The 13964-nt window shown below is 42.1% G+C and carries 13 protein-coding genes; all 13 read right to left on the bottom strand.

Translation table 11 applies throughout. From position 1 onward, the window contains the following. Nucleotides 1–55: 55 nt before the first annotated feature. On the bottom strand, nucleotides 56–316 hold the full coding sequence (locus MKY11_RS00365; RefSeq protein ID WP_008341839.1) for an RNA-binding S4 domain-containing protein: 261 nt from the start codon (nucleotides 314–316) through the stop codon (nucleotides 56–58). Next, nucleotides 313–1797, bottom strand: a complete 1485-nt coding sequence (gene mazG / locus MKY11_RS00360; protein WP_342501733.1) for a nucleoside triphosphate pyrophosphohydrolase — start codon at nucleotides 1795–1797, stop codon at nucleotides 313–315. Before mazG ends, MKY11_RS00365 begins: the two co-directional genes overlap by 4 nt. Then, the gene (locus tag MKY11_RS00355; protein WP_217967624.1) at nucleotides 1787–3391 is read right to left on the bottom strand and encodes a polysaccharide biosynthesis protein; all 1605 of its coding nucleotides are present in this window, start codon (nucleotides 3389–3391) and stop codon (nucleotides 1787–1789) included. Before MKY11_RS00355 ends, mazG begins: the two co-directional genes overlap by 11 nt. Before the next feature lie 204 nt (nucleotides 3392–3595). Then, entirely contained in the window at nucleotides 3596–4132 is a 537-nt protein-coding gene (gene spoVT, locus MKY11_RS00350) for a stage V sporulation protein T (protein WP_007496196.1), read from the bottom strand. Between the two features lie 139 nt (nucleotides 4133–4271). Beyond that, nucleotides 4272–7805 (bottom strand): transcription-repair coupling factor, encoded by a 3534-nt coding sequence (mfd, locus tag MKY11_RS00345; RefSeq protein WP_342501732.1) that lies wholly within the window; start codon nucleotides 7803–7805, stop codon nucleotides 4272–4274. 67 nt (nucleotides 7806–7872) lie between these two features. Continuing rightward, on the bottom strand, nucleotides 7873–8103 hold the full coding sequence (locus MKY11_RS00340) for an anti-sigma-F factor Fin family protein (RefSeq protein ID WP_003217967.1): 231 nt from the start codon (nucleotides 8101–8103) through the stop codon (nucleotides 7873–7875). Nucleotides 8104–8158: 55 nt separating this feature from the next. Further along, nucleotides 8159–8725, bottom strand: coding sequence for an aminoacyl-tRNA hydrolase (gene pth, locus MKY11_RS00335; RefSeq protein WP_024719358.1), 567 nt, complete (start codon nucleotides 8723–8725; stop codon nucleotides 8159–8161). 140 nt (nucleotides 8726–8865) lie between these two features. Continuing rightward, the gene (locus MKY11_RS00330; protein ID WP_017359319.1) at nucleotides 8866–9492 is read right to left on the bottom strand and encodes a 50S ribosomal protein L25/general stress protein Ctc; all 627 of its coding nucleotides are present in this window, start codon (nucleotides 9490–9492) and stop codon (nucleotides 8866–8868) included. 138 nt (nucleotides 9493–9630) lie between these two features. Then, the gene (locus tag MKY11_RS00325; protein WP_003217907.1) at nucleotides 9631–10584 is read right to left on the bottom strand and encodes a ribose-phosphate diphosphokinase; all 954 of its coding nucleotides are present in this window, start codon (nucleotides 10582–10584) and stop codon (nucleotides 9631–9633) included. Between the two features lie 22 nt (nucleotides 10585–10606). Continuing rightward, a complete protein-coding gene (gene glmU, locus MKY11_RS00320) occupies nucleotides 10607–11977 on the bottom strand; it encodes a bifunctional UDP-N-acetylglucosamine diphosphorylase/glucosamine-1-phosphate N-acetyltransferase GlmU (RefSeq protein WP_041506539.1) in 1371 nt (456 codons plus the stop codon). 198 nt (nucleotides 11978–12175) lie between these two features. Continuing rightward, complete coding sequence (spoVG, locus tag MKY11_RS00315; protein WP_008357439.1) at nucleotides 12176–12472, bottom strand: septation regulator SpoVG; 297 nt, start codon at nucleotides 12470–12472, stop codon at nucleotides 12176–12178. 224 nt (nucleotides 12473–12696) lie between these two features. Next, entirely contained in the window at nucleotides 12697–13074 is a 378-nt protein-coding gene (gene ridA / locus MKY11_RS00310) for a 2-iminobutanoate/2-iminopropanoate deaminase (protein WP_008341860.1), read from the bottom strand. 38 nt (nucleotides 13075–13112) lie between these two features. Continuing rightward, nucleotides 13113–13946, bottom strand: coding sequence for a pur operon repressor (gene purR / locus MKY11_RS00305; RefSeq protein WP_007496210.1), 834 nt, complete (start codon nucleotides 13944–13946; stop codon nucleotides 13113–13115). Nucleotides 13947–13964: the final 18 nt, after the last annotated feature.

Raw genomic sequence — 13964 nt, 5'->3', positions numbered from 1 at the left:
CATACTTGCATTGTTACTGCATTGTATGTGACAGGCGGGACATTTAGAACAAGCCCTATTCTGCTGTTTTCTCTTCTTTTAGCACGGTATACATGCCAGCAGCTTCTTCTTTTTTCGTTGTGTCTTTTAACTCGTTGACTTGAACAGTCACAAGCTTTTGGCCAAAGCGAATTTGAAGCTCGTCCCCTTCTTTCACGTCAGAGCTGGCTTTCGCCTGAGTGCCATTAATGGAAATTCTCCCTTGATCGGCTACTTCTTTTGCCAATGTTCTTCTTTTGATTAAACGAGACACTTTTAAGAATTTATCTAGTCTCATATATGTTCACCTCTTTCTATGCGTTTAGCATCGTTCCACAGATCGTCCATTTCTTCTAGGGTCAAGTCCTCTAGTGAACGCCCTATGTCCTTTGCTTTTTGTTCAATATGCTGAAAGCGCCGCATAAATTTTGTGTTTGCAGAAGAGAGGGCGGTTTCAGGCTCTAGGTGATAAAATCTGCCGATGTTGACGAGAACAAATAAAAGATCCCCAAATTCATCCTTCATCTGCTTTGTTGCACCTTCATCCGTTTTCTCTGCCACTTCCACAAGGAATTCCTGCTTTTCCTCTTCGTATTTGTTCCAAATATCCTCTACTTCTGTCCAATCGAAGCCCACTTTCGCTGCTTTCTTTTGGAGCTTATAGGCTTTTGTTAAAGCTGGAAGAGTCGTTGGAATGGATTGCAAAATAGATGCTGCACGCTCCGGTTTTTCCTGCTGCTTGATTTTTTCCCAGTTGGCGACTACATCTGATGCTTCAGACACATCCGTATCACCAAACACATGCGGATGTCGTCGAATCATTTTTTCTGTGACATGCTGGATGACGTCATCCATTGAGAAGTAACCATCATCTTCACCAATTTGAGCATGGAGTAAAACTTGAAGCAGTACATCTCCGAGTTCTTCAACCATATGATCTGGATCGTCTTCATCTATGGCTTCCAGCAACTCATAACATTCTTCAATTAAATATGGTTTGAGCGACTCATTCGTTTGTTTTTGATCCCAAGGACAGCCGCCAGGACCTCTTAATGTACGAATGACTTCACGGAAAGTGTCAAATTGTTGATAGAGTAGCTTTTCATCTTGGATTGGAGGCACATAAACACTCGTTAAGTTATTTATCGACACATCTCGATCAAGTTCAAATAAAGGAACACCTGTAATCTGTTCCTGACTGCTTCCAGCTGCCGTTACGATAAAGACTTCATAATCGTCAGGTAGCTTTTCCATGAGGGTCAGCTTCACATTCGAGGCTGTCATCTGATCATATACTTGACAGATCAGCACATGCTGGGTCAACTTCAGATCATCCGCTCTCATATCCCCTGCGTCAACGAATTGCAGCCCTTCAATTGGGTCAATCTGTAAGGAATTAAACGTCGCATCCAAAAAGCTTTGTCCACCAGCCACGTACACCTCAACCCCGCGCTCCTTCTGTTGTGAAACAAGAAGCTGCACTGTCTTTTCCGCTACAAACGGGTGACCTGGTACTGCATAAACAATATCTTTCTCCTCAGCCTCTCGGAAGAGAATGTCTGTGATTTCCTCATACACTGCATCAAACTGATCATGCTTTTCATATATCTCATCAAAAAAGGTCAGAGACGGGACTTCCTGCATCAATTCTGCGGTGAGTGGATGATCCTGCGTTCTCATGTATATTTCTTTCGCCTGCTTCAGCTGCTTATATACACCGAGCGTTAGCTGATCCATGTCGCCTGCCCCAAGACCAACGACTGTAATCTTACCTGCCATTTCGATTCCCTCTCATCTGTTTAAAATATAAAATCTTTTCTCCTAATGGAATGAGTCTCCATTCCTCTTCCGTAAATACGTCTAGCTTAAGAATACTATATAAAAAGGCGAAACCACCAATAAAAACTGAAGTCAGGCTCTCTAAAACAGAAAACGGACGTTTCTCAAAGGGAATGACCCAAGAAAACAATGCCTGATATCCAATTAAAACAACGGCCATGAATGCTGCTGATAAAAGAATTTTCACTGGGAATAGCTCTCTTATTGAAATCCACCCTTTATGCTTCAAATACACCGCATTGAGCGCAGCGGCGGCGAGAAACCCACAAACAGTCGACCAAGCAGCTCCATAAATGCCGAATAACGGGACAAGAGCCAGCGTCAGCCCCCATTTCACCAGTACACTGATCAGGACCACAACAGCCGGGTAAACGGTATGTCCCAGACCCTGAAGTAAAGCGGTTTGCGTAATCGCCATTGATGTAAAGGCAATGGATATGCAAAATATTTGCAGCGCATCTGTCCCTAAGTCATTACGAAAAAGCATAATGTTCACAGACGATAAAATACATATAAGCCCGACAGCTGAACCAATCCCCAGCACCGATGTTGCCTTAAACGATGTACGTACTTTTTCACGAATTGCTTCATGCTGCCCTTTTCTTAAGGCCGACGACAAAAACGGAACAAGAGACGTCCCGATACTAATTGCAAACACCGTCCCGAGCTGCAGGAACGGCTGACCTCGGTCATATACGCCTTTTGCCGCCTTTGCAGCTGCTTCACTCAGTCCCTCACTGCGCAGCAGCGCATACAAGTGAAAAGCATCGATCATTTGCATCCATAGGATCAGCAATCCACTCACACAAATCGTCAATGTATACAGCACCAAACTCTTCAGCACATCTTTTTTCCGCAGTGTAGCCTGTTTTAATGTCTTGCTCGCTGACAACCGCTTCCGATAGGTCAGCCAAAGGAAAAGAAGCAAAATGAGTGAAGCAGCACTTCCAGCTATAGAAGAGAACACCGCACCCGCTCCTGTTTCATAAAGCGAATAGCCATGTCTCACAAAATAGAAAGATAAAACAAGCAGGACGCCTACTCTGATGAGCTGCTCAGCCAATTGAGAGACCGCAGTGGGGAGCATCAGCCCATCACTCTGAAAAACACCCCTCAGCATCACGGTAAGTGGCAGAAATAAAAACACAAACGAACTCATCTGGATGAGAAGCATTAATTGACTGTCTGCCATGAGATTCGCAATTGTGCCTGCTCCTATATATAAACAAAGAAATAAGACCAAGCTCAGCAAAGTGATATACACCAAGGATACCTTTGTAATAATTCGGCGATTCTCCTCACCATGCTCGCTCAGGAGCTTGGACACCATCACAGGAAAACCAGTGGTGCCGAGCATGATCGCAATGCCAAGAAAGGGATAGACCTGCTGATAAATATAAAAACCTGTGTCTCCTACGATATTTTGAAAAGGGACACGATATACGGCACTCAGTACCTTTGATAACAAGCCTGCGATGGTTAAAATCACCGCACCTTGGAAAAGCCAATGCGGCTGATTCACAGCATTTTTCATGGATGACTCCTTTATGTTCAATCAAAAAATATACCTGCATTTAAACGCACTCATTATATCATAAGTGACTGGCAAGCCGTTTCTTTCTAAGGAGTAGACGATACATTCATTATTTTGTTTCATCCCATATAAAAAACGCCGACAAAATCAGATGATTTCATCGGCATTCTTTCTTTTTATCAAGATGATATAGAATTATTAGACCTAATGTTCCATTTGACGGGCTAAGAAGCCAGCTGCCGTTTCTGCCGCTTTATGCTCCACTTCTCCCATTGAACGCTCTTTAGAAAATAAAACGACGGCGCCAATTGGATCTCCGTTTGCAACAATAGGTGCAATGGTATAGGCTGATACATCATCATCAATACCATCCACAAGCTGAATTTCTTTCTTGCTGTCCTCTAATACAGAATTACGCTGATCCATTGTTCGTTCAAGTAAATCACTAATGGATTTGTTTAAGTACTCTTTTTTTGAACTGCCGGATACAGCAATATACGTATCACGATCACAGATGAGGATAGAATGACCCAAACTGTCGAATAAAGCATCAGCATATTCCTTCGCAAAGTCTCCTAGCTCACTAATCGGTGAATACTTCTTCAAAATGACTTCTCCATCGCGGTCGACAAAAATCTCAAGTGGATCTCCTTCCCGGATACGCAATGTTCTGCGAATCTCCTTCGGTATAACCACTCTACCTAGATCATCGATGCGGCGTACAATTCCAGTTGCTTTCATTCACTGCTGCCTCTCTTTCGTTTGATGATGTGTTGGGTGAATGGAACAAAAGCGTCCACTTTATGCAACATTCACCACTTGACCCTGAGATTAGTATCCGTCACATCAAACGTAATATACACGAGAGACCAACAAAATTTTATGAAGATGGAATGGTTTCTTTTTTCACATCTTGAAGACCTCGAAGCATACGAAGAACGACTTCAAGCCACTCCTCCGTTTTCTTGCCTTTTGTTTGGACAGAAATAATCAGCTTGCTGCCTTCCATGCCAAGACCGATATCACGTCCATATTGACTGCCAAGCTCAAATAATTTTTGACCATCGATGTCGCTGCTTGCTTTTTCATCGAGAGTGAGTCTGACAATGCCTTTCTCCATCTTGATCAACTCGACACGTTCCTGCACAGCGTACACCTTCATCGTCGCAATCGTGAACAAATCAGCCACTTCTTGCGGATATTCTCCGAATCGGTCAATCATTTCATCTTGAAGCTCTTTCCGCTCTTCTATAGATCCAATCGCTCTAAACTGTTTATACATCTCGATCTTTTGTTTGCCATCAGAAATATAGCTATCTGGAATGTAGGCATCAATTTGGAGATCAATTTCCGGCTCAAATTTTTCTTGAGCAGTCGTATCGCCTCTTCTTTCTTCAATGGCTTCTTTCAGCATTTGAGAGTAAAGGTCGAATCCAACAGAATCAATAAATCCATGTTGCTGTGCACCAAGTAAATTTCCTGCTCCTCGAATCGTTAAGTCACGCATCGCAATCTTAAAGCCTGATCCGAGCTCAGTGAATTCTTTAATAGCTTGAAGTCTTTTCTCTGCTACTTCAGAAAGCACTTTATCTTTTCGATAAGTGAAATAAGCATAGGCCACACGATTCGAGCGCCCAACTCGTCCTCTTAACTGGTACAGCTGCGAAAGCCCCATTTTATCAGCATCGTGAACAATGAGCGTGTTCACATTTGGTATGTCTACGCCCGTTTCGATAATGGTTGTACTGACGAGTACATCCGATTCACCTTCTAGGAAATTAATCATCACGGATTCCAGCTCGTTCTCACTCATTTTCCCGTGTGCGTAGCTTACTTTTGCGTCTGGAACAAGCATCGAGATTTCATCTGCTTTTCGTTCAATATCCTCCACTCGGTTATAAAGGAAGTACACTTGACCGCCTCTTGCCAGTTCTCGCTCAATGGCTTCTCTAACTAACGCACCATTGTACTCGACAACATAGGTTTGAACTGGGAAACGGTTCTCAGGTGGCGTTTCAATAACAGATAAGTCACGTACGCCAAGCATCGACATATGAAGCGTACGAGGAATTGGCGTTGCCGTTAACGTCAGCACATCAATATTGGCTTTCATTTGTTTAATTTTCTCTTTATGCGTCACACCAAAGCGCTGCTCTTCATCGATAATTAACAGTCCTAAATCCTTGTACACAATGTCTTTTGAAAGAAGACGATGCGTCCCAATGACCATATCAATCGTTCCATTTTTCAGCCCTTTTAAGGTTTCTGTTGTTTCTTTTCGTGTACGGAAGCGGCTAAGCTGAGCGATTTTAACAGGATAGTCTTGGAATCTGTCCATAATCGTGTCAAAATGCTGCTGCGCTAAGATCGTTGTTGGTACAAGCAGTGCCACCTGCTTCCCGTCAGCAATGGCTTTGAAGGCTGCTCGAATCGCCACCTCTGTTTTTCCATAGCCCACATCTCCACAAAGCAGACGATCCATCGGGCGCTCCCGCTCCATGTCTTGTTTGATTTCATGAATCGAGCGAATTTGATCGTCTGTTTCTTGGTAAGGGAATGCAGATTCAAACTGGCGCTGCATCTCATGGTCAGGCGAGAAGGCATACCCTTTGCTTGCTTCACGTTCTGCGTACAGCTTAATTAGATCATCTGCAATGTCCTGCACAGATGATTCTACTTTTTTCTTCACGCGCTTCCAGTCGCTACCGCCTAGTTTGTATAGCTTTGGTTCTTTTCCTTCTGACCCTACATACTTCTGCACCTGATCAATTTGTTCAACAGGGACATAAAGCTTGTCGCTTCCTTGATAATGAATATTTAAATAATCTTTATGAATGCCGCCAATTTCAAGCGTTTCAATTCCTAAATACTTACCGATCCCGTGGTTAATGTGCACCACATAATCGCCCACTTGCAGCTCTGAATAGCTTTTGATTCGCTCTGCGTTCGTCAGCTTTTGCTTACGTGCCTGCTTCTTCACACGTTTCTTGAAAAGTTCACCCTCTGTAATGACAGCAATTTTGGATAAAGGCAGTTCAAAACCGGTTTGCAGCTCACCTTGTAAAATATATACTTGCCCGCTGACAAGCTCAGCATCAGGTTTAGCAAGAGCTGCTTCAATGTCATAATCATGCAAGACAGATGACAGCTTCTCTGTCCGCTCTTCATCCGCACCTAAAAAGACAACCGTATAATTCTGCTTTTTGTAGCGTTCAATTTCACTTGCAAGCACATTCATCTGCCCATGGAAATTCTGCATTTGCTTACTAGATACATTGACGATATTTTGCGGATTGGTCTGCTGAACATGTCTCAAAAATAAGGAATAGTACAGAATCGATCTCGATTGCTGATTGAACAGCTCTTGAAATGGGAAGGAAAGGGCTAGATCATGCAGGATATTCCCTTCTTCCAGCAGACTAATTGTCCAATCTGCTTCTTCCTGTTCAAGCTGTTCTTCCATCTCCTGAATTCTGCTGATTTCATCTAGAATGATAATCGTATCCTGCGATGTATAATCTAGCAAACTAGCAGGCTTTTCATAGAAATAGGACAGATACTTCGTCATTTCTTGTGTCACAATACCTTCTAGCAGCTTCTCACGATCAGAAGAAATATTCTGATGGAGCAGTTCTTTTTGTTTATCCGAGTTGAATTTCTTTAAGCTACTGGCAAGACCTTCGTCAAGCTGTTCAATCGCTCTCACTCGTTCAGGCCCTCTTACAATCAGCTCTTTCGCCGGGCCAATCTTGATTTCTTGAAGTGTTTCCAATGAACGCTGCGTGTCAGAGTGGAAGGACCGAATAGAATCCACTTCTGTATCAAACAGCTCAATACGGATCGGGTGGTCTTCCGTTAACGCATAAATGTCAATGATTCCTCCGCGCACACTAAAGTCTCCGGGCGCAGCGACCATGGACGTCCGGTCATAACCGATTTGCACGAGTTGTTTTGAAAACGCCTCCAAATCAATTTCTTCACCAACCTTTAAATGGATCTGACTCTCCTTCCAGAGCTCAACAGGAGGAAGCATTCTACGCACTGCAGCTGCTGGGGTCACGACAATCGGATTTTCTCCATTCGCGAGACGATTCAATACATCAAGACGCTGCGCTCTAAGCTCCGGGCTTGCCACAGCAATTTCAGATGCAATGAGTTCATTGACAGGATAAAGAAGGACCGAGCGATCTGGCATCACACTAGCTAGATCATCTGTGACCTTCTGCGCTTGATATAAGTTGTGTGTCACAATAAACATCGGCCGCTTTAATTCGTCTGATATGGCGGCTGTAAATAAAGATCTGACGGAGCCTGATAGTCCGGCGAGCAGTTGTTCTTTTAAACCTTCCTTTAGCCCATTAAAAATGGACTGAAAATCATCACTTTGTTTGATAAATGATTGTATATTTTTCATTTGGCTCCTCCTCCCTGCTTGTTTAAAACAGAAAAACGCTTTGGTCTATTATCTACACCAAAGCTTTTTATTGAATAAAGGTATGATACTGATGGTAATCAGGATTTCTTTCGAGCGCCTCTTGGCAATCCTCACAAATGGTTTGTACATGTAAATCACCATTTTCCCTATAAGAAATCATATCGTTTCTTTCCTCATTTGTTAAGTGATGAAATCCAAGTGCTTCACTTTGGACAGCGGATTCATCTAGACTGCCAACCTTTACACCACAGTGCCGGCAGTAATAGTGCAAAGCCATACGTGATCCTCCCATGCTGAGATTTTATGATCAGTATGTGCTTTGCTTATCATTCTTATACCTTCTTGTTAAAATCATTCATCACTTCTAAAAATGGCTTTGTTAAAGCCGCTTCACAAGCTTCAACAGATGATTGAATAGCAGATGAGATATCAGGCTGTTCTTCCTCTGAGAAGCGTCCTAGTACGTAATCGACGACCTTCATGCCATTTTGTGGACGGCCGATGCCGATACGGAATCGGTCAAACTCTGGTGAACCTAAATGCTGAATCAACGATTTGATTCCGTTATGTCCGCCTGCACTTCCTTTAGTACGCAAACGAATCCGGCCCGTTGGCAAATCAAGATCATCATAGATGACCTTCAAATGTTCAAGGGGAATATCATAGTAATCCATCAGCGGACGCACACATTCCCCTGATAAGTTCATATATGTAAGAGGCTTCACAAGTAGAACCTTTTGCCCCGAAACAAACCCAGTTCCATATTGTCCATGGAATTTTGATTGATTTAATGGGATGTCCCATTTTTTTGATAGTTCATCTATTGTCATAAACCCGACGTTATGTCTTGTTTTTTCATATTCTTTTCCTGGATTACCCAATCCAACGAACGCAATCATGAAACCAATAACCTCCTTTGTCGCACATGCACACGCCTAAAAAATGAGCCAATGTGATTGCCTCATGCAAAACGTATGAATTCTTTTCATTCTAGCACAAAAGACGTAACCGCGGGAGGGTTACGTCTCTAATTGACCAGTTATTCTTCGCTGTCATCTTTTTCTTTAATGGCCTCAGGCTCTTGCGTTTCCTCTTCACTATCTGGCTCAGGAACCTCTGATTGCTGAGGCGGTAAGATCGAAGCAACAACTTCTTCTGGATCATTATTAATTTGATACGTAGATTGAACAGTCAGATCACCAACTGTTAGTACGTCATTTACTTCTAAGTTTGTAATATCAGCTTCAATATTTTGCGGGATATCCTTTGGTTTTGCTGTAATGGATAGCTCAAATAGTGGCTGCTGAAGCACACCGCCATCCTTTACACCTTTGGATTCGCCAATGAGTTGTACAGGTACATCTGCGTCAATTTCTCGCTGTAAGTCGACCACTTGGAAATCAGCGTGGACAAGCTCATTTTTCAACGGATCTGTTTGCAATTCTGTTACCATCACAGATTTTGTTTCACCGCCAACGTCTAATGTGATGATTGTGTTTTTTCCTTCATCACGTAATGTCTTTAATAAATCAATACTGTCTAATGAAACAGCAAGGTTGTCTGTATTTTTTCCGTATATGACACCAGGAACGTGTCCTGAATGACGGATTTTTTGCAGTGTGGAACGTTTGAAATCAGTTCTTTTATTTGCTTTTAAAGTTGCCATATTCAGCACCATCCTATTTCTTTTTTGTCACTACTTTCATAAATACCCATAACTGAATCATTTTAAACATGTTTGTCTTTCATTTATCACAGCAAAAAGACCCCAAGCTGATGCCTAGGGCCTTTTCCAATCAGAAAATTAGCTGAAAAGGTAGCTCACAGATTCTTCTTCATGTACACGGATGATGGCTTCTGCAAGCAAAGGCCCAACTGAAAGCGGAATGAATTTTCCAACTTTCTTGTCATCTGTTAAATGAATACTGTTTGTCACAACTAATTCTTTAATTTTAGAGTTTGTAATACGTTCTACTGCTGGTCCAGACAATACTGGGTGAGTACAACAAGCATAGACTTCAGCCGCTCCATTTTCCACAAGTGCATTTGCAGCAAGTGTAATCGTACCAGCTGTATCAATGATATCATCGATGAGAATCGCCGTTTTGCCTTCAATGTTCCCAATGATGTTCATCACTTCAGCCACGTTCGGCTTCGGACGACGTTTGTCGATAATTGCGATTGGTGCTTTCAGGCGGTCCGCCATTTTGCGCGCACGCGTAACACCACCGTGGTCAGGAGACACAACAACGATATCATTTAAGTTTTTCTGTTCAAAATAGTTTGTTAAGATTGGCACAGCCATTAAGTTATCGATTGGAATATCAAAGAAACCTTGGATTTGCGGCGCATGAAGGTCAAGTGCAATGACACGTGTAGCACCTGCTGTTTCAAGTAAGTTCGCAAAAAGCTTCGCCGTGATTGGCTCACGAGGTTTCGCCTTACGATCTTGACGTGCATATCCGTAATAAGGGATGACAATATTGACCGTTTTCGCAGAAGCGCGTTTTAGTGCATCTACCATAATGAGTAGCTCCATAATGTGCTCATTGACTGGCGCACTAGTAGATTGAATAACATAACAATCACAGCCACGGATACTTTCTTCAATATTGATTTGGACTTCACCGTCACTAAAACGTTTAACAGAGCTCTTTCCTACATCAACTCCGATACGATCGGCAATTTCTTTGGCAAGTTCAGGGTTTGAATTCAAAGAGAATATCTTTAAATTCGCATCAGCATAACGATTAGACATGGTAAACCTCCGGGTATTTGGATTATTTTTTATGAATATTTTTCACATAATCTTCTTTATTGACTTGTCTTGCTCTAGCAATAGACAATGCATCCTGCGGTACATCTTCTGTAACCGTTGAACCGGCTGCAACATATGCCCCTTTTCCGACAGTGACTGGTGCAACGAGATTTGAATTGCAGCCAATAAATGCGCCATCTTCAATCTTCGTTAAGAATTTGTTCTTCCCATCATAATTAACTGTAATGGATCCACAACCAAGGTTTACATCCGCTCCGACCTCTGCATCTCCAATATAGCTGAGATGAGACGCTTTGCTTCGGTCACCGAAAACTGTTTTCTTGATTTCGACAAAATTTCCGATCTTCACTTCATCGCCAATTTTCGACAACGGGCGAATATGAGCAAACGGTCCAATTGTCACATCTACCCCAACTTCACTATCGCAGACAACAGACTGCTTAATGACTGTCCGATCTCCAATTACGCTATCAACAATTTCAGTGTTCGGACCGATTGTGGCATCTGCACCAATCTTTACATTCCCTTTGATGACCGTCCCAGGATAAATCATTGTATCTTCACCGATGACTGCATCGGGCGAGATATACGTGTTCTCAGGATCAATCAAGGTTACACCATTCTTCATATGCTGATGATTAATACGTCGCTTCATGAATTGCTCTGCTTGTGATAGAGCGATACGATCATTGACTCCAAGTGTTTCTTCAAAATGCGGTGTTTGATACGCTGCAACCGTCTGTCCTTCATTCTTTAGAATTTCAATGACATCCGGCAAATAGTATTCACCTTGTGCATTTTCATTTGACACTTGCTCAATCACACGGAAGAGATCTTCATTTGAAAAGCAATAGGTCCCAGTATTAATTTCATTCACTTGACGTTCAGCATCATTTGCATCTTTATGCTCGACGATTTTTACTACAGCACCTGTTTCATCACGAAGAATACGTCCATAACCTGTTGGATCATCCGCGTGTGCTGTCAAAATCGTCACTTTCGCTTGTTGTTTTTGATGCTCGCTTAACATGGCTTCCATTGTTTCCGCTGTCAATAATGGTGTATCTCCACAAATGACAATGGTTGTTCCCTTTTCCTGCGCGAGGAACGATTTGGCTTGTTTGACGGCATGTGCTGTTCCCAGCTGTTCTTCTTGAAGTGCATATTCACTTCTGTCCCCAAGCTGCTTCTTGACGTCCTCTGCTCCATGACCGACAATCGTCACAAGCTTGGCTAAAGATAGCTTTAACGCTTGATCTGCCACATGCTCGACCATTGGCTTTCCGCAAACTGGATGAAGTACTTTGTATAACTTTGACTTCATTCTTGTTCCTTTTCCCGCTGCTAAAATCACTGCGAACCGCTTATCCATTGATTGGCCTCCAATATCCCTATTATCCATAGAAAAATATATCCTAAATAAGGACTGATTTCAAGGATACAAGAGGAAGTGCATTAATTTTCTAATGAACGGGAGACATAAGGAACAAGAGAAAAAACGCAAAAAAGACAGCATTTAAAAGAAAACATTCATTTTCTCTTAAAGCTGTCTTTTTAGGTTCACATATCTTTAAGAAGCTCCAGCTTCTTCATATTCAATTGTCTCTTCCTCTTCGCCTAAGCGATGATACTCATTTAAAACAGCATCTTGGATTTTACCCCGAGTGCTTGAATTAATTGGATGTGCAATGTCGCGAAACTCTCCATCAGGCGTACGTTTGCTAGGCATTGCAACAAACAAGCCATTGTTTCCATCAATCACACGAATATCATGAACAACAAATTCGTGGTCCAGCGTGATGGATGCAATCGCCCTCATGCGACCATCGGTATTCACGCGGCGTAATCTTACGTCAGTAACTTCCACAGTAGTTCACCACCTTTTCCCAATATAAAAGCATTAATTAGGTATTCAACGATTGTGGTGATTCTCCTGCTCTTTTTTTAAACTTTTTTTGAAATATCGGGATATTTATACATTTTTTGTCATTTTAATGACGGCGCTTACATCGGTTGCGTGAAAAAAGACATCATGACGATGCCTTTTCATACATATAATGAAACCAATCGGTTTCCAAAGAGATGGCCTGTTTATTTCACTAATGCCACAACTTCAATTTCTACAAGTGCATCTTTTGGAAGTCTGGCTACTTCTACACATGAACGAGCTGGCTTATGTGTATGGAAGTATTCACCGTACACTTCATTCACTTCAGCGAATTGTTCCATATCTTTAATGAAAACCGTTGCTTTCACGACTGTTTCAAAGGAAGCACCCGCTGCTTCAAGGACGGCTTTAAGATTATGAAACACTTGATGTGTTTGTTCTTTAATATCTCCATTCACAAAATCTCCAGCTGGCGTTAACGGAATCTGCCCTGAGCTGTAAAACATGTTATTGACGATAATCCCTTGAGAGTAAGGTCCAATGGCTGCTGGCGCGTTTTTGGTTTGAACAACTTTTGTCATATCAATCTCTCCCATTCAAATACATGTTTGATCAAAGCTTAAGCTTTCGAATGAAAAAACTCGTGGAAATTACCTTCATTAATCTCAATGATTTTCTGCTTCATATCAATGGTTGAAAGCTTTAAAAGTGATACATATTCATCGACAAGACGTTCATCTACGCCTTCATCTTCTAATAAAACACCGATCCCTGCAACATTTGCATTAAATTCCTCTAGAAGATTCATCATGCCATTAATGGTTCCGCCTGCTTTCATAAAGTCATCAATAATCAACACATTGGATCCTTTATCTAAGCTCCGCTTTGCAAGTGACATGGTTTGAATTCGGTTAGAAGAACCTGATGCATAATTAATACTCACAGTTGATCCTTCAGTTACCTTATTATCTTTTCTAACGATCACAACAGGCACATTTAAATAACCTGCAACAGAATAGGCAATCGGAATACCTTTCGTCGCAACAGTCATGACAACATCAATCGGTCGATCCGAAAAAATGGTCGCAAAAAGCTTACCGATTTTCGCAAGAATCGATGGATTGCCTAAAACATCAGTTAAATATAAATAACCGCCAGGAAGCACACGTTCAGGAGTTGATAATGCCTCTCCGATATCGTTGACGACTTCGTCTGCTTCTTTTAGATGAATCTTTGGAATATATTTCACTCCGCCAGCAGCACCAGGTACAGTAAGTAAAGTCCCTATTCCCTGCTGTTCGAAGGTTTGTTTAATAATCGTTAAGTCTTCACTAATAGAGGACTTCGCAGATTGATATCGCTCTGCAAAAAAAGTTAAAGGTACTAGTACGTGCGGGTGGGTTAACAAATAATTTGTTAAGTCCACCAATCTGCCGCTTCGACGAAACTTCATGAACTTACCCCCAGAACC

Origin of the sequence: Bacillus sp. FSL W7-1085 (assembly GCF_038595035.1) — a bacterium.
Lineage (GTDB): Bacteria > Bacillota > Bacilli > Bacillales > Bacillaceae > Bacillus > Bacillus altitudinis.
This window is presented reverse-complemented; position numbering and strand designations above follow the sequence as displayed.